Genomic DNA, 14,316 nt, shown 5'->3' with positions numbered 1-14,316 from the left:
CCGCGCCTGGGAGAGGAGCGTGCTGCCTCAGGGCTTCGCCAGGTAGATCGGATTGCCGAGGAGCCAGAGGGCGCCGTCGGGGCCCAGGACGTCGATACGGACCCAGTGGCGTTTGCCGTCGATGCCGAAGGCGACGTCGGTGGTGATGTCGGCGCTCTCGATGAGAATGGGCGGCGGGACGAACTTCGGCTCGTCGCTGCGGACCACGATCTGGCCGCCGGCCGCGCCCTTCACCTGGATGTGCAGCCGGAGCAGGGCGCCTTTCTCCAAGGCCAGGACGTCGCCCATGCCGGCCGTGACGCCGCCCGCCCGGGCGGTCACGTCAAGCAGGCGATCGCGGGTTCCCTGGGTGTCGACGAAGACGTGGCCGGCGCGGATGGCGGCCAGGACGGCGTCCTGAGAGAGGTTGTCGGCGCGCACGACGGTGGTGGGCGTCCCCACGCCGCGCAGACCGGTCAGGCTGGGGTCATGGTTGTCGGAACCGCCCACGGCGGTGACCCGGTGGCCGGCGTTCAGCCGCGTCTCCCAGAAGGGGATGCCCGACAGCGGGCCGGTGGCGCCCACGCCGTTGACCACCTCGATCGCGGGCACGCGGGCGTCGTCCGTCTTGGCCGTCCAGCCGCAGCCCATGCAGGCCTCGCCCGAGGGCAGGCCGGGATGGTTGATGACGAAGAGGCCGCCGGCTTTCTCGACCTGGTTCAGGATCGCGGCCACGTCCGGGGCGCGCGGGCCGCCCAGCTGGAAGTCCAGCGGCGCGGTCATGCCCAGGACGTTGGCGTGGCCCTGGAAGGTGGTGACCTCGCGGCCGGGGATGACCAGCAGGGCGTCGTAGGCGCCCTGGAGCTCGGCCAGGTCCTGGAAGTGGGACGGCGTGTTGTGGTCGGTGACCGCCACGAAATCGAGGCCGCGCGCGACGGCCGCGTCCAGGGTGCGGAAGGTGGGGCAGGGGACGCGGCGGCCGGTCTGCGAGGGACAGCCGCCGTCGGAATGCTGGGTGTGGACATGGAGGTCGCCGCGGTACCAGCCGGGGCCGGCCTTCAGCGGCGCCTCGGCGAAGCCGTGGAATACCAGGCTGTCGTCCAGGGTGATGGTCGCTCTGTATTCGGCGCGGGCGTCCTTGCGCAGGTTGGGAACGCCCAGGATCAGCTTCCACTCGCCGGCCGGCAGCGGGCCGGGCAGGTACGAGGGCGTGGCCCAGGTCTCGGTCAGCGTGAACCGCGACTTGTTCCCGCCGCTCCAGCCCCGCAGGCGCTGGGGATCGCGGAGCCCCAGGTCGATCACCGACTTCTCGTCCTTGCCGGTGTAGCTGAACTGGACGGTGACCGCGGTGGTCCCGGCGGGCACCCGGAACGGAACCTCCCGGTAGGTCTGGTGATCGGCGCCGGTCATGACGCCGGTGAGCGTGAACGTCTCGGCGGCGAAGGCCGGCGTGGCGAGCAGCAGACCCGCGACGATCGCGCCGGCCCAGCGCCCCCTCCACCCTTCGGGTCCCCCTCCCCCGCCGGGCGGGGGAGGAACTTGGGCCGATCGCGCCGCATCAGGTCCTCCCCCATGCCCATGGGGGAGGGGGACCGCGAAGCGGTGGAGAGGGCGCTGAGGCCGCACTGATGCCTACGGCGCCTCGTTGCCGAAGATCACGGTGCCGGCGGCGCCGAACATGCCGCCGACGCCCTGGCAGACGCTGATCTTGGCGCCCGGCACCTGGGCGGGGGCGATCCCGCGCATCTGCCGGACGCTCTCCTGCAGGGCGTACATGCCGTACATGCCCGAGTGCATGTAGCTGAGGCCGCCGCCGTTGGTGTTGAGCGGCAGCTTGCCGCCCGCGCGGGTGTTGCCCTCGCGGATGAAGGCCGCCGCCTCGCCCGGCTTCACGAAGCCCAGGTCCTCCAGGCCGTAGAGCGGCAGGTGGGCGAAGGCGTCGTAGATCATCAGGTGGTCGACGTCGGCGTGCTTGATGCCCGCCTCCTCGAACGCCGCCTTGCCGCTGATGCGGAACGCGGTGGACGAGTTCGAGTCGTACATCTGGCTGACCAGCGGGGTCTCGACGCTCTCACCCGTGCCCAGCACGTAGACCGGCTTTTGCGGGAAGTCCTTGGCCCGGTCGGCCGAGGTGAGGATCAGGGCGCCGCCGCCGTCGGTGACCAGGCAGCACATCAGGATGCGGAACGGATAGGCGATCATCCGCGAGTTCATCACGTCGTCGACGGTGATGGGGTCCTTGAAGGTGGCCCGCGGGTTCTTCGCCGCCCACTCGCGTTGGACCACGGCGACGTGCGCCAGGTCCTCCTGGGTGTAGCCGCGGGTCTTCAGGTAGCGCAGCACCGGCACCGTGAACATGCTGGGCGGGCCGACGGGGCCGTACGGCATCTCGAACTGGCCGGCGAGGCTGGAGGGCGAGGCGCTGAAGCGGCCGGCGCCGACGCGGCTCTTACCCGACTCGCCGTGGGTGACGAGGATGGTCTTGGCATGGCCGGCCGCGATCGCCGCCGCGGCGTGACGCACATGCAGCATGAACGAGCAGCCGCCCACCGACGTGCCGTCGGCGTAGTTCGGCTTGATCCCTAGGTACCAGGCCAGCTCGGTGGGGCTGACGCCGGCGGTGGCGACGCCGTCGATGTCGGACGGCTTCAGGCCCGCATCGGCCATCGCGTTCAGCGCGGCGTCGGCGTGCAGGCCGATCACGGACAGGTCCGGGATGACGCCCATCTTGGTGGTTTCAGCGGCCCCGACGACCGCGACAGATCCGGGTTTCATGGGATCAGGCTCCGGCCGGCTTGAAGAAGGGAAGGGCGATGGTGTCGCTCATCTTCTCGAAGACGACCTCCAGGGGCATGTCGAGCTGCAGCGCTTCAGGCGTCTGAGGGCAGCCCACGATGTTGGTCATCATGGTGGGGCCTTCCTCGAGCTTCACCACCGCGATGGCGTAGGGCTCGGTCCCCATGTCGGGACGGGGGCGGTGGTTGATCACATACGACCACAGGACGGCGCGGCCGCTGGCCTTGAAGACCTCGACGTCGCGCGAGCCGGTCTTCGGGCAGAAGGGACGAGGTGGGAAATAGGCTTCCTGGGTGTCTCGATTGCGCTGCAGAAGGAGTTCGCCCTTCAGCGCGCCTTCCCAGAAATGGCGGGTCTCCGGCGTCGGCTCCGGCAACATGCGTGATGGCATCTGAAAAATCCGTCCCCTTCGAAAAATCGGTTTGGTCTGGGCTGCGAAATAGCAGCGCCGCAGGAAAGACGAGACCGCGGCCGTTGTCACGTGCTGGAATGCCGCGATGGGCGACGACTATGACCTAGGGCGATACGTGCGGGCGCAGGACGCGCCGGCGGGGACGGGGACGACCTACGAGGCCGCCCTGGCCGAGCTGCGTGCGGGCCAGAAGCAGACCCACTGGATGTGGTTCGTCCTGCCCCAGCTTTTGGGCCTGGGCGAGAGCGCGATGTCGCGGACGTACGGGATCATCAGCCTGGGCGAGGCGAAGGCCTACCTGGGCCACCCGATCCTGGGCCCGCGGCTGCGGAGCTGCGTGGCGGCGCTGAACGGGGTGCAGGGTCGGTCGGCGTTCCAGATCTTCGGCCGACCTGACGACCGGAAGTTCCGCGCGTGCCTGACGCTGTTCGCGCATGCGACCGACGACAACACCGAGTTCATGATGGCGCTGGTGAAGTACTTCCCCGGCGGCTTCGACAAGCAGACCCTGAAGCGCCTGGGGGTCTAGGCCTGCGGCGCCACTTCCCGCAGAAGGCGCGCGCGAAGGCTGGTTTCGATATCGCCGGCGGGCGCCAGCGTCAGCACCGGCCGCGGCGCGTCGGCCTGACGGCAATGCGTCAGCCACGCCACGAACGCCCAGCGCGGGAGGCTGAGGTCGTGTTGGGCGGGGGCCCAGGACCGGGGCGAAACATGGCTCATACAGCTTGTACGTGCGCACACCCGCGACGGATGAGCATGGTGAACGAAAACCTAAGGGCTGGTCATGGCGACTGGCTCGCCGATCCGCCCGAAGATCTGTTCGAAGGCGTGCTGGCCGGGGGCTGAGAAGGCGACGATGCGGGTTCCCTCGACGCGGCGGGCCCAGCCCAGGGCGTAGATGCGGTCCAGCAGGCCGATGCCGAACTGGCCGGCGAGGTGGCTGCGGCGCACGCTCCAGTCCAGGCAGGCCTTGCAGAGCGGGCGCTTGGCCGAGGCGTCCAGGCAGACACCGAAGTCGCGGGCGAAGGCGCGGCCGGCGTCGGTGATGACCAGCGAGCCCTCGCGGTCGACGATGCGGCCCTGGGCGATCAGGGCGTCCAGCATGGCCACGCCCGCGTCGCCGGCCAGGTGGTTGTAGCAGACGCGCGCCTTGCGCATCGCCGGGTCCCGGGGGCCGGGGCGGGTGCGCATGTGACCCGCGCGGCCGGCCAGCAGGGCCAACTGTTCCATCACGTCGGCGACGTCCTGCCCGGCGAGGACGAAGTAGTTGTGGCGGCCTTCGCAGCGGCGGCGGATCAGTCCGCCGGCCTCCAGCTGGGCCAGGTGCGAGCTGGCGGTCTGCGGCGTGACGCCGGCCTCGCGGGCCAGCTCTCCGGCGGTCCAGGCCTCGCCGCCCATCAGGGCCGACAGCATGTTGGCGCGGGCCGGCTCGCCCAGCAGGGCGGCGATCCGGGTGATGTCGGGGCCGAGCTTCATGGGCCGACCATAGCGCGGCCGGCGGCGGGATGCTTCGGCCACGGCCGAACCGTCGCGGGCGGCCCGGCGGCTAGGGAACGGCGACCCGAAACCGGAGCCCGCCCATGACCGTCACCTGCTGCATCCGCTATGTCATCGACCCGTTCCAGACGGCCGAGTTCGAGGCCTACGCCCGCAACTGGCTCACCATCATCCCGGCGTGCGGGGGCGACCTGCTGGGCTATTTCCTGCCGCACGAGGGGACCAACAACGTCGCTCTGGCGATGATCTCGTTCGAAAGCCTGGCCGCCTATGAGGCGTACCGCGCGCGCCTACGGGCCGACGCGGCCGGCGCCGCCAACTTCGCCATGGCCCAGGCCAAGCGGTTCATCCTGAGCGAGGAACGCACCTGGCTGACGCCGGTGGCCCTCTAGCTCTGCAGCGTGTTCTCGGCCTTCATCGCTTCGTAGGCGCGGCGCAGGGTGGCGGCGGCGTCGGCGATCTGGGCTTCGAAGTCGGCGAGCATACGGTCGTAGTGACCGTCCATCAGCTTGTACTCGACGCTGCGCGCGTCGACCGGTTTCGGCTTGGTGGCCGCCATCGTCATCACCCCCTGTTGCCCCCCATGAAGAGCGCGGCGGGGTTTCTGCGCGATTTACGTGGGCGCAGTTTTGGCGGACGGTTCGTCGAAACAGCGGAGGAACGGTCCATGGAACACGTCGAGGTCGTGGAATACACCGACGCCGTCTGCTCGACGGCCTGGGGCGCAGAGCCACTGTTGCGCCGGCTGGCGTGGCGGCATGGGCATAACCTGGCCTGGCGCAAGGTGATGGGCGGACTGGTGGGCGACGCGTCCACGGGCAAGGACGGCTGGGACCGCGTCAGCGCCGCCGAGCCGATGCGGGCCTACTGGAAGCGCGTCTGGCGCCTGACCGACATGCCCTATCCCAATCCGATGAAGCTGATGCTGCGCTCCACCGACCCGCTGGGCCAGGCGGTCAAGGCGGCCGAGCGGCAGGGGCAGGACGTGGCCGATGCGGTGCTGCGCCGGTTCCGCGAGCAGATCTTCGTCTTCGGGCTGGGCCCGCAGACGCCTGAGGAGTTCGCGGCCGCCGCGGTGGACGTGCCGGGCCTCGACGTCGCCCGCTGGCTGGCCGACTACGACCTGCCCGAAGTGGCGGCCGCCTATCGTGCGGACTGGCAGGAGACGCGCGAGCCCAACGACTGGGTGCGGAACCTGAAGCACGACAGTCCGATGAATGGCGAGCTGAAGCACTCCGAGGGCCACGACCGCTACGCCTTGCCGACGGTGATCTTCCGCGGGCCCGGCGGCGAGCATACGGCGGCGGGCTGGGTGCCTTACGAAGACTACGAGGCGGCGCTGGAAGCGGCCTCGCCGGGCATTCTCGCGAACGGTCGACCCGACCCGACGCCGGCGCAGGCGTTCGCCCGCTGGGGCGTGCTGACCGACAAGGAGCTGTCGTTCCTGTGCGGCGAGGGGGCCAAGCCGCCCGCCGGCGTGGTGACCCATGACTGGGGCGACGGGCTGGTGTTCTTCACGCCAGTCGAGGCGAAGGCGCGGGGGCTGGTGGAAGCGGTCGGGGCTTAGCCTGCCTCTCCCACTGCGGGGGGAAGGCAGGGCTAGACCGGCGCGGTGGAGAGCTTCCGGCGTTCGGTGGAGGCGACCAGCTCGGCCCAGATCGCGTCCTCGCGCGCGGTGTCGCCCGCGGCCTCGGCGGCGGCGTGGGCCTCGATCAGCGCGGCGCGGAGGCGGTTGTTCTCGGCCTGGAGGGCGGAGATGCGAAGGTCGGCGTCCTCGCCCGTCTCGCCCAGCAACGCACGGACGGCGCGGTTCTCGTCGACGAGGATCGCGGCCTGGCGGTCCCAGACCTCGGCGGCGAGGCCCAGCAGGGCCGAGGTGAGGCCCAGGTCGCTGGCGCGTTCGGCGGGCGCCACGTCGGGCGCGGCGTTGCGGACCATCAGGGCCGCCAGTTCGGCCAGCACGGGCGGGACGGAAGGGTTCATAGCCTGCCCATTACCTGCAGCATCGCACGGTCCTGAGCGTTGATCAGCCACCAGGCCGGATAGATCATGATCGGCGCCTTGTTGCCCCCGCGGTTGAAGGCGGCGGCAGAGCCCACCCAGATGCCCTGGCCCTTCACGCAGTTGAAGAGCGTCCACCAGTGCAGCGCGGCCGGGTCGGCCTCGAGGCCGCTGGCGCGCTCCCAGATGGCCACCGCCTCGGCCTGGCTGGTCAGCCCGCCGGCGCGGCCGGTTCCGAAGCTCCAGACGGGTTGCAGGCTCCAGCCCAGGTCCTCCAGCGGGTCGCCCAGGTGGGCCATCTCCCAGTCCAGCACGCCGTGGATCTCGCCGGCCGGGTCGTAGAGGAAGTTCCCGGTCCGGAAGTCGCCGTGGACGACGCTGATCTTCTGGGCCGGCGGCGGCGGATTGGCCCGCAGCCAGCGGATGGCGGCGCGGGTGATCGGCAGCGGCTCGGCCTGGTCCTTGTCGATCAGGGCTTCCCAATGGTCGAGTTCGCGCTTCCAGCAGCCGGCAAGCGGCGGGCTTTCCATCCAGGGGGTCAGGCCGACAGCTTCGGGATCGGCCTTGGCGATCTCGCCCAGGATCGTCCACTTGCGCTCGGCGACCCGGGCCAGGACGTCCGCGGTCGCGCTGGCGAACAGCATCTGCGGCGAGGCCTGGAAGCCGGCGATCTCCTCGGCGACGAAGAAGGGATGGTCGAGGGCGTCGGAGCCTTCCTCCAGCCACAGCATCTCAGGCACCGGCACGGCCGAGCCGTGGAAGGCGCGATAGGCCTCGAATTCCACGCGCCGCTCGGTGTCGATCAGGCTGGCGGGCGGGTCGCGGCGCAGGATCATCCGCCGCGTACGCGTCTCGCCGTGCTCGACCCAGTCGAGTACGAACCGGTACGTCTCGCGACTGGCCCCGCCAGAGATCCGTTCGAGCGCGCGCACAGCAACGCCGGTCGCTTCCGGCATCCGGCCGGCGATGTAGGTCGCCAGGCGGGGTTCAAGGGGATGGGTCATTCCGCCCTCCTCCCCCCTAGGGGGAGGGGGACCACGCGCCGCATGGTGGAGGGGGTCAGGGCCCGAGCGCGGCGGATGAGGCGCTCCCCCTCCACCGCCTTCGGCGGTCCCCCTCCCCCTACGGGTAAGGAGAGACAGGCCAATCGGCTAGGCCAGCTTGAAGCGGATCGGCAGGCGCTTGGGGCCGTTGACGAAGACCGCCTCGCTCATGGCGGGTTCGCCGGCCAGCTCCACCGACTTCAGGCGCGGGATCATCTCTTCCCAGAGAATCCGCATCTCCATCTTGGCCAGGTGCTGGCCCAGGCACAGGTGGGCGCCGTAGCCGAAGGCCAGGTGCTTGTTGGGCTTGCGGTCGACGAGGAAATCGTCGGGGGCGTCGAAGACCTCTTCGTCCCGGTTGCCCGAGGCGTAGCAGAGCATGATCCAGTCGTTCTTCTTCAGCTGCCGGCCGGCGAACTCGGTGTCGGCGGTGGCGGTGCGCATGAAGGTCTTCACCGGCGTGGTCCAGCGGATGGACTCGTCCACCAGGCCCGCGATCAGCGACGGATCGGCGTGCAGCTTGGCCAGTTCCCTCGGCCGTTCGGCCAGCGCCCACATGGCGCCCCCGACAGACGACGAGGTCGTGTCGTGGCCCGCGGCGGCGACGATGATGTAGTAGCTCATCGCCTCGAGGTCGGAGATCGGCTGGCCGTCGATCTGGCTGTTGGCAATGATCGTGGCGAGGTCGTCGGTGGGGTTCTTGCGCCGGTCCTCGGACAAGGCGCGGAAGTAGTTCGAGAAGTCGATGATCACGCCGAAGTCCATCTGGGGCTCTTCGCCGCCGCCGCCGGCCCCGACCGCGGGCGCCCCGGCCTCGTTGCGTCGCCCCAGCTCGGGGTCGGCGGCGCCGAACAGCTCCTGGGTCAGCTTCAGCATGCGGGGCTCGTCGCTCTCGGGCACGCCCAGGATCGTCATGATGACGTGCAGCGGATAGTGCAGCGCCACCTCGTTGACGAAGTCGCACTCGTCGCCGAGGGCCGCCATCTTGTCGACGGCGGTGCGCGCGATTTTGCGGATGCGATCCTCGAGTCCGCGCAGGTTCTGCGGCATGAACCAGCCCTGGGTGAGGGCCCGGTACTTGGGATGGTCGGGCGCGTCCATCTGGACCAGCGTGCGCAGCAGGTGCGGGCTGCCGCCCATCATCTCGCGGACCTTCTTGTCCATCACCTGGGTGGTCAGGGTCGGCGAGCGGTCGCCCGAGTGGAACAGGTCGTTCTGGCGGCTGATCTCCAGGATGTCGGCATGCTTGGTCGCCACCCAGAAGGGGTCGATGCCCTCGATCTTGGCGACGCCGAACGGCTGGTTGGCGCGCAGCCAGCGATAGGATTCGAAGATCTTGCCCGAGGCATAGTCGGCCGGCGTCGCCAGGCTGTCGGCGACGTGCTGAGGAATCCGGGGGTCGGCGGCGGTCATGACGCTCATTCGCAAATTTCGCCGTCCGAGTGACGCGAGGTCACCGGGGACGACGCCTCCAGTTTGTCCTTATCGTGGGGCCGAACAGACACCTCGACGCGACGGGCCGCAAGCATGACCGCGCGTCAACGTCATCAGGGAGAGAACGGCGTGCTGACCAAGGGCGACGATTATCCGATTCACCAGACGCCGGAGCCGATCGCCTATGCCGGCTCTGACCGCAATTTCTACGACCGCTATTTCTTCAACGCCTATGCGCCCGACGGGTCGGTGTTCGTGGCGGTGGCGTTCGGGGTCTATCCGGCCCTCAACGTGGCCGACGCGCACATCGCCATCGTCAAGGACGGCAAGGAGCGGTGCCTGCATGCCAGCCGCGTACTGGGCATGGAGCGGATGGACATCCGCGTGGGCCCGATCGCCATCGACATCGTCGAGCCGCTGCAGATCCTGAAGGTGACGGTGGCCGGGACCGACGGGATCGCCGGAGAGATCACCTTCGAAGGGCGCAGCTTCCCGATCGAGGAGCCCCGCTTCGTGCGGCGCAACGGCCCGCGCCTGTTCATGGACTACACGCGGCTGACACAGAACGTGCGGGCGTCGGGCTGGGTCGAGGTGGACGGCGAGCGGATCGCGATCTCGGGCTGGGTGGGCACGCGCGACCGTTCGTGGGGCATCCGGCCGGTGGGCGCGCCCGATCCCCAGCCGACCCCGGGCGGCATGATGGCTCAGTTCTTCTGGCAGTGGTCGCCGATCAATTTCGAGGACCGCTCGGTGTTCTTCCACATCAACGCCGACGCCGACGGCAAGCCGTGGAACACGCGCGCGGTGATCCTGCCCGACGGCGCGGGGCCCGAGGGCGGGCATCACACCGAGGCGGCCACCATGGAGACCGAGCTGATCCCGGGGACCAAGCACGCCAGGCGCGGGGTGCTGACCATCCCGATGGAGCAGGGCGCGGCGACGGTGACGATCGAGCCCACCGGCAATACGTTCCTGATGCGCGGCATCGGCTATGGCGGCGAGTGGCGCCATGGCGGGCTGAAGGGCGAGCTGGCGGTGGCCCGCGAGGACATCGACTGCGCCAATTTCGATCCGAACGACATGAGCAACCTGCACATCCAGGCGATCAGCAAGGCGACGCTCAAGGTCCCCGGCCAGGCCGACCAGCATGGCATCGGGGTCTTCGAACAGCTGATCCTCGGCCCCTATCGGCCGTTGGGACTCTAGGCGACCTGAAGCTGGGCGAGTCGCGCCCGCGCCCACTCGGGAGCAGTCGGGGTCTCCAGCACAAACGTGATCACGCTCGTAAACTCGCGCACCCCTTCGCCCGGCGGGAGGCGAGCCGAACTTAGGGCGCGCGCCGTCGTCGCCGCGAACGTACGGGCCGGCGCCTGAGCGATGATGCGGTAACGAAGAACCTGCCCGTCCGCTGAGACACGCATAGCGACTTGGACCCAACCGCATTGCCCTCGGGCATGCGCGAAGGCCGGGTACTGGATCTTCGGCTCGGTCAGGTACTTGGCATCGGCGCTGTCGGACGCGGGTGGAGCGTGCACTGTCACGGCTGGCCAGAAGCGTGCTGTGAACGGGGCGATGCCGATCCAGAGCAGCATGTGGCCAAGCCAGATGGCCGCGCACGCCACCGCGATTGCGATGGGGAACGCGAGGAGGAAGTAGTCTCCGAGCAGAAAGCCGATCGCCAACATCGTGTAGATCAGGATCGCCCAGAACACCCAGGCGATCGGGTGCTCAAGCTGGCCTGGCACACGCCGCCATCGCGCAGGCTCGTTCACAGCGGCAGCTCCCCCATGTCGCGCCAAATCTAGCGCGACCGCGACAAGGGTCTAGCCGTTACCCCAGGCCGCCGTTCGAGAAGACCTTCACCAGGCGGACGGCGGCGGGGAGCATCAGGGCGCCCAGCAGCGACGGGAAGATGAAGAGGATCAGGGGCACCGTCAGCTTGGCCGAGAGGCCCAGGGCCTTTTCCTCGGCCCGCAGCATCCGCTTGGAGCGCATGTCGGCCGAGAACACCGACAGCGTCTCGCCCAGGCTGGTGCCCATCTCCTCGGCCTGGCGCAGCATGGTGGCCAGTGCACGGGCGTCGTCGATGCCCAGGCGGTCGGCGAAGGCGCTCCAGGCGTCCTTGCGGGCGCGGCCGGCGCGCAGCTCCAGCACCAGGAAGCGCAGGTGGACGGTCAGCGTCGGGTAGCGGCGCTCCAGCTCCTCGGTCACGCGGGTGACGGCGGCGTCCAGCGACAGGCCCGCCTCGACCGAGGCGACCAGCAGGTCGAGCAGGTCGGGGAAGCCTTCGGAGTATTCGCGCTCGCGCGTGGTCTTGCGCTGCTTCAGCACTTGGTCGGGACCATAGAGGGCGGCGACCGAGACGCCGACGGCCAGCAGGAGGGCGCCCATGTTGCCGTTCTTCTGGCCGATCAGCATCGGCAGGGTCAGCATCACGGCCAGGGTCGCGGCGGCGACGCAGGCGGCCTTGATCCCCAGGAAGATCACCGGCGCCTCGCGGCTGTAGAAGCCGGCCTGCATCAGGCGCGAGCGCAGCAGCGACACCTTCGCCGGGTCACGCACCGCGTTCTGCTGGCCCAGACGCTGGACGGCGCCCAGGATCCGCGCGCCGATCTCGCCGCCGGGCTTCTCGACGACCGGCTGGTGACTGCCGCCGACGCCGGCCAGGCGGCCACGGCGCAGGGCGCGGACGCGCAGCTCGCCGAAGCCGATCCAGCCCAGCCCGGCCAGGGCGCCCAGGGTGAGCACCAGGCCCGCGATGTAGATGATGGTGTCGATCGCCATCGGATCAGAGCCGCATGTCGATCATGCGCCGCATGATCATGTTGCCGAGGAAGACCCAGAAGCCGAGGCCGGCGAGGCCGTACTTCACCAGCGGCTCGTCGATCACCTCGCCGTAGAAGTTGGGGGCCATCATGATGATCATGCCCAGGGCCACGAACGGGGCGGCGGTGAGGATCATCGCCGAGGCGCGGCCTTCCGAGGACGCGGCCTTGATTTTCAGGCGCATCTTGTGGCGGTCGCGCACGGTGTTGGCGTTGAGTTTGAGCAGGCCGGTCAGGTTGCCGCCGGTCTTTTCCTGCAGGCGCACGGTGGCGGCGAAGAGGTCGACGTCGGCGTGCTGGCAGCGCTCGGCCATCCGCTCGACCGCCTGCTCTAGGGTGGCGCCATAGGCGATCTCGTCGGCGGCCATGCCGAACTCGGTGCCGATCGGGTCGCTCATCTCGCGGCCCACCAGGGCCACGGCGGCGGGCACCGGGTGACCGGCCTCGAGCGAGCGGACGATGATGTCCAGCGCCTGCGGCAGCTGGAAGCCCAGGGCGGCGTTGCGCTTGCCGGCCTTCCACTTGAGCACGCCCAGCGGGATCAGCACGCCGCCCAGCACCAGGCCGGCGGGCACGGCCAGCGGGGTCTTCAGCAGCACATAGCCGCCGACGCCGCAGATCAGCGCCGAGGCGCCGATGTAGGTCAGCCACTTGCGCTGGTCGTAGGGCAGGCCCGAGGCGACGATCATGTTCGACAGCCAGCGCAGGTTCTCGGACCGGCCGCCGGCGGCGGTGAGGCCCCGCTGCTTGCGCAGCTCGACCACCAGCGCCGAGATCCCCTCGACCTTTTCGCCGACCTGCAGTCGCCGGTTCACCTGGCGCTTCTGGGTGGCGACGGTGAAGATGCCCGTCAGGCCCTGGACCAGCGCGAAGACGGCCGCGCCGATCATCAGCATGACGATGAACTTGGCGTCGATCTCGAAGGCCGGGAGCATCAGAGCGTCTTGTTGGGGTCGAAGTTGGCGGTGTCGTACGGGATGCCACGGCGGAGCATCTCGTCCAGGCAGCGGGGCCGCAGGCCGGTGGCGCGGTGTTCGCCGTGGACCGTGCCGTCGGCGTCGGTGTGGGTGCGGTTGAACAGGAAGATGTCCTGCATCTGCACGACGTTGCCTTCCATGCCCACGATCTCGCTGACGTGGGTGACCTTGCGCTTGCCGTCCGACAGGCGGTTGACCTGCACCACCATCCCGACGGCCGAGGCGATCTGGTAGCGCACGGCCTCGGCGCCGATGTTGAGGCCGCCCATGGCCACCATCTGCTCCAGGCGGCTGACGGCCTCGCGCGGGTTGTTCGAGTGGATCGTGGCCATGGAGCCTTCGTGGCCCGTGTTCATGGCCTGCAGCATGTCGAAAGCTTCTTCCGAACGGACCTCGCCCAGGATCACGCGGTCGGGACGCATGCGCAGGGCGTTCTTGACCAGCTCGCGCTGGCGGATCTCGCCCTTGCCCTCGATGTTGGGCGGACGGGTCTCCATGCGCACCACATGCGGCTGCTGCAGCTGCAGCTCGGCGGCGTCCTCGATCGTGATCAGGCGCTCGCCGTGGCTGATGGCGGCCGACAGGGCGTTGAGCAGCGTCGTTTTGCCCGAGCCGGTGCCGCCCGAGATCACCGTCGAGACCCGGCTCTTCACCGCGCCGTGCAGGAACTCGGCCATGGCCGGCGTCATGGCGCCGAACTCGACCAGCTTCTCCAGGGTCAGCGGCTTCTTGGAGAACTTCCGGATCGAGACCGAGCAGCCATCGATGGCGATGGGCGGGATGGCGGCGTTCACGCGGCTGCCGTCGGGCAGGCGGGCGTCGACCATCGGCTGGCTCTCGTCGATCCGGCGGCCCACGCCGGCGACGATGCGGTTAACGATGCGCAGCAGGTGGTCGTTGTCGCGGAAGCGGATGGGCGTCAGCTCCAGCTCGCCGCGGCGCTCGACGTAGACCTGGAAGGGGCCGTTGATCAGGATGTCGTTGATCGACTCGTCCTTGAGCAGCGGCTCGATCGGCCCCAGCCCGACCATCTCGTCGAAGATCGAGGCGCCCAGGACGTCCAGTTCCTTGGCGTTCAGCGCCATCCGCTCGGCGCGGGCGAACTCGTTCACCTGGCCCAGCACCTGACGGCGCAGTTCGCCCTCTTCCAGCTTGTCCAGCTTTGCGAGATCCAGCTCGTCGATGAGCTTGGCGTGCAGGCGCAGGCGCAGATCGAGGCTGGCGTCGCGCGGGGGGGCCTTGGCCGTCTTGGGTTCGACCTTGGCGACCGGCGCGGCGACCGGCGTCGGGGCGGGCGCGGGTTGCTGCGGCGCGGGCTGGGCGGCGGGCCGCGCGAGGCTGAACCGACCCAT

17 protein-coding genes are annotated in these 14,316 nt (G+C 69.6%); 4 read left to right on the top strand and 13 right to left on the bottom strand.

The features are described 5' to 3' along the window. Positions 1-27: 27 nt before the first annotated feature. The 3 genes from ACQ66R_RS10615 to ACQ66R_RS10605 all read right to left on the bottom strand — a co-directional run bounded on the left by ACQ66R_RS10615 (position 28) and on the right by ACQ66R_RS10605 (position 3,166). Positions 28-1,389 (bottom strand): CehA/McbA family metallohydrolase, encoded by a 1,362-nt coding sequence (locus tag ACQ66R_RS10615; protein ID WP_430421764.1) that lies wholly within the window; start codon positions 1,387-1,389, stop codon positions 28-30. A 222-nt stretch (positions 1,390-1,611) separates the two neighbouring features. Then, positions 1,612-2,754: a thiolase C-terminal domain-containing protein gene (locus ACQ66R_RS10610; protein WP_430421762.1), complete on the bottom strand. Its 1,143-nt coding sequence runs from the start codon at positions 2,752-2,754 to the stop codon at positions 1,612-1,614. Positions 2,755-2,758: 4 nt separating this feature from the next. Beyond that, positions 2,759-3,166 carry a Zn-ribbon domain-containing OB-fold protein gene (locus tag ACQ66R_RS10605; RefSeq protein ID WP_430421760.1) on the bottom strand — a complete coding sequence of 136 codons (408 nt, stop codon included), beginning with the start codon at positions 3,164-3,166 and terminating at the stop codon, positions 2,759-2,761. A gap of 106 nt (positions 3,167-3,272) precedes the next feature. On the opposite strand from ACQ66R_RS10605, the gene ACQ66R_RS10600 reads away from it, so the two are divergent. Continuing rightward, positions 3,273-3,716: a DUF1810 domain-containing protein gene (locus tag ACQ66R_RS10600; RefSeq protein WP_430421759.1), complete on the top strand. Its 444-nt coding sequence runs from the start codon at positions 3,273-3,275 to the stop codon at positions 3,714-3,716. On the opposite strand, the gene ACQ66R_RS10595 is transcribed toward ACQ66R_RS10600, so the two are convergent. Both ACQ66R_RS10595 and ACQ66R_RS10590 read right to left on the bottom strand, forming a co-directional pair. Continuing rightward, entirely contained in the window at positions 3,713-3,907 is a 195-nt protein-coding gene (locus tag ACQ66R_RS10595) for a hypothetical protein (RefSeq protein ID WP_430421757.1), read from the bottom strand. The two genes, ACQ66R_RS10600 and ACQ66R_RS10595, sit on opposite strands and share 4 nt — an antisense overlap. A gap of 51 nt (positions 3,908-3,958) precedes the next feature. Beyond that, entirely contained in the window at positions 3,959-4,663 is a 705-nt protein-coding gene (locus ACQ66R_RS10590) for an ArsR/SmtB family transcription factor (RefSeq protein WP_430421755.1), read from the bottom strand. A 104-nt stretch (positions 4,664-4,767) separates the two neighbouring features. Here ACQ66R_RS10590 and ACQ66R_RS10585 point away from each other — a divergent pair, with 104 nt between their 5' ends. Continuing rightward, positions 4,768-5,076: an NIPSNAP family protein gene (locus tag ACQ66R_RS10585; RefSeq protein WP_430421754.1), complete on the top strand. Its 309-nt coding sequence runs from the start codon at positions 4,768-4,770 to the stop codon at positions 5,074-5,076. Here ACQ66R_RS10585 and ACQ66R_RS10580 read toward each other — a convergent pair. Next, positions 5,073-5,243, bottom strand: a complete 171-nt coding sequence (locus ACQ66R_RS10580; protein ID WP_430421752.1) for a hypothetical protein — start codon at positions 5,241-5,243, stop codon at positions 5,073-5,075. The two genes, ACQ66R_RS10585 and ACQ66R_RS10580, sit on opposite strands and share 4 nt — an antisense overlap. Positions 5,244-5,351: 108 nt before the next feature. Between ACQ66R_RS10580 and ACQ66R_RS10575 the strand changes: the two genes are divergently transcribed. Further along, positions 5,352-6,251, top strand: a complete 900-nt coding sequence (locus ACQ66R_RS10575) for a DsbA family oxidoreductase (RefSeq protein ID WP_430421750.1) — start codon at positions 5,352-5,354, stop codon at positions 6,249-6,251. A 32-nt stretch (positions 6,252-6,283) separates the two neighbouring features. On the opposite strand, the gene ACQ66R_RS10570 is transcribed toward ACQ66R_RS10575, so the two are convergent. The 3 genes from ACQ66R_RS10570 to ACQ66R_RS10560 form a co-directional block, all read right to left on the bottom strand. Further along, complete coding sequence (locus ACQ66R_RS10570) at positions 6,284-6,667, bottom strand: hypothetical protein (RefSeq protein ID WP_430421749.1); 384 nt, start codon at positions 6,665-6,667, stop codon at positions 6,284-6,286. Next, entirely contained in the window at positions 6,664-7,689 is a 1,026-nt protein-coding gene (locus ACQ66R_RS10565; RefSeq protein ID WP_430421747.1) for a phosphotransferase family protein, read from the bottom strand. The genes ACQ66R_RS10570 and ACQ66R_RS10565 overlap by 4 nt, the downstream gene beginning before the upstream one ends. Before the next feature lie 147 nt (positions 7,690-7,836). Then, positions 7,837-9,150, bottom strand: a complete 1,314-nt coding sequence (locus tag ACQ66R_RS10560; RefSeq protein WP_430421745.1) for a cytochrome P450 — start codon at positions 9,148-9,150, stop codon at positions 7,837-7,839. Between the two features lie 105 nt (positions 9,151-9,255). On the opposite strand from ACQ66R_RS10560, the gene ACQ66R_RS10555 reads away from it, so the two are divergent. Continuing rightward, positions 9,256-10,368, top strand: a complete 1,113-nt coding sequence (locus ACQ66R_RS10555) for a hypothetical protein (protein ID WP_430421743.1) — start codon at positions 9,256-9,258, stop codon at positions 10,366-10,368. Here the strand turns inward: ACQ66R_RS10555 and ACQ66R_RS10550 are convergent. Genes ACQ66R_RS10550 through ACQ66R_RS10535 form a run of 4 tightly spaced genes read right to left on the bottom strand, consistent with a single transcriptional unit; the run spans position 10,365 to position 14,316 of the window. Further along, the gene (locus tag ACQ66R_RS10550) at positions 10,365-10,934 is read right to left on the bottom strand and encodes an energy transducer TonB (RefSeq protein ID WP_430421742.1); all 570 of its coding nucleotides are present in this window, start codon (positions 10,932-10,934) and stop codon (positions 10,365-10,367) included. The two genes, ACQ66R_RS10555 and ACQ66R_RS10550, sit on opposite strands and share 4 nt — an antisense overlap. 58 nt (positions 10,935-10,992) lie before the next feature. Continuing rightward, positions 10,993-11,946 (bottom strand): type II secretion system F family protein, encoded by a 954-nt coding sequence (locus ACQ66R_RS10545; RefSeq protein ID WP_430421741.1) that lies wholly within the window; start codon positions 11,944-11,946, stop codon positions 10,993-10,995. Positions 11,947-11,950: 4 nt separating this feature from the next. Next, on the bottom strand, positions 11,951-12,922 hold the full coding sequence (locus ACQ66R_RS10540) for a type II secretion system F family protein (protein WP_430421740.1): 972 nt from the start codon (positions 12,920-12,922) through the stop codon (positions 11,951-11,953). Beyond that, a complete protein-coding gene (locus ACQ66R_RS10535) occupies positions 12,922-14,316 on the bottom strand; it encodes a CpaF family protein (RefSeq protein ID WP_430421738.1) in 1,395 nt (464 codons plus the stop codon). Before ACQ66R_RS10535 ends, ACQ66R_RS10540 begins: the two co-directional genes overlap by 1 nt.

Origin of the sequence: Phenylobacterium sp. (assembly GCF_965284355.1) — a bacterium.
Taxonomy (GTDB): Bacteria; Pseudomonadota; Alphaproteobacteria; order Caulobacterales; family Caulobacteraceae; genus Phenylobacterium.
The sequence above is the reverse complement of the archived record's forward strand: the minus strand, read 5'-3'. Positions and strand labels throughout refer to the sequence as shown.

Excerpts from the sequence above, each read along its gene's own strand:
- ACQ66R_RS10600 (WP_430421759.1), top strand. The coding sequence starts at position 3,273 with ATGGGCGACGACTATGACCTAGGGCGATACGTGCGGGCGCAGGACGCG.
- ACQ66R_RS10545 (WP_430421741.1), bottom strand. The coding sequence starts at position 11,946 with ATGGCGATCGACACCATCATCTACATCGCGGGCCTGGTGCTCACCCTG.
- ACQ66R_RS10535 (WP_430421738.1), bottom strand. The coding sequence starts at position 14,316 with ATGGGTCGGTTCAGCCTCGCGCGGCCCGCCGCCCAGCCCGCGCCGCAG.
- ACQ66R_RS10615 (WP_430421764.1), bottom strand. The coding sequence starts at position 1,389 with ATGACCGGCGCCGATCACCAGACCTACCGGGAGGTTCCGTTCCGGGTG.
- ACQ66R_RS10605 (WP_430421760.1), bottom strand. The coding sequence starts at position 3,166 with ATGCCATCACGCATGTTGCCGGAGCCGACGCCGGAGACCCGCCATTTC.
- ACQ66R_RS10575 (WP_430421750.1), top strand. The coding sequence starts at position 5,352 with ATGGAACACGTCGAGGTCGTGGAATACACCGACGCCGTCTGCTCGACG.
- ACQ66R_RS10585 (WP_430421754.1), top strand. The coding sequence starts at position 4,768 with ATGACCGTCACCTGCTGCATCCGCTATGTCATCGACCCGTTCCAGACG.
- ACQ66R_RS10555 (WP_430421743.1), top strand. The coding sequence starts at position 9,256 with ATGACCGCGCGTCAACGTCATCAGGGAGAGAACGGCGTGCTGACCAAG.
- ACQ66R_RS10580 (WP_430421752.1), bottom strand. The coding sequence starts at position 5,243 with ATGGCGGCCACCAAGCCGAAACCGGTCGACGCGCGCAGCGTCGAGTAC.
- ACQ66R_RS10565 (WP_430421747.1), bottom strand. The coding sequence starts at position 7,689 with ATGACCCATCCCCTTGAACCCCGCCTGGCGACCTACATCGCCGGCCGG.
- ACQ66R_RS10540 (WP_430421740.1), bottom strand. The coding sequence starts at position 12,922 with ATGCTCCCGGCCTTCGAGATCGACGCCAAGTTCATCGTCATGCTGATG.
- ACQ66R_RS10595 (WP_430421757.1), bottom strand. The coding sequence starts at position 3,907 with ATGAGCCATGTTTCGCCCCGGTCCTGGGCCCCCGCCCAACACGACCTC.
- ACQ66R_RS10610 (WP_430421762.1), bottom strand. The coding sequence starts at position 2,754 with ATGAAACCCGGATCTGTCGCGGTCGTCGGGGCCGCTGAAACCACCAAG.
- ACQ66R_RS10560 (WP_430421745.1), bottom strand. The coding sequence starts at position 9,150 with ATGAGCGTCATGACCGCCGCCGACCCCCGGATTCCTCAGCACGTCGCC.
- ACQ66R_RS10590 (WP_430421755.1), bottom strand. The coding sequence starts at position 4,663 with ATGAAGCTCGGCCCCGACATCACCCGGATCGCCGCCCTGCTGGGCGAG.
- ACQ66R_RS10570 (WP_430421749.1), bottom strand. The coding sequence starts at position 6,667 with ATGAACCCTTCCGTCCCGCCCGTGCTGGCCGAACTGGCGGCCCTGATG.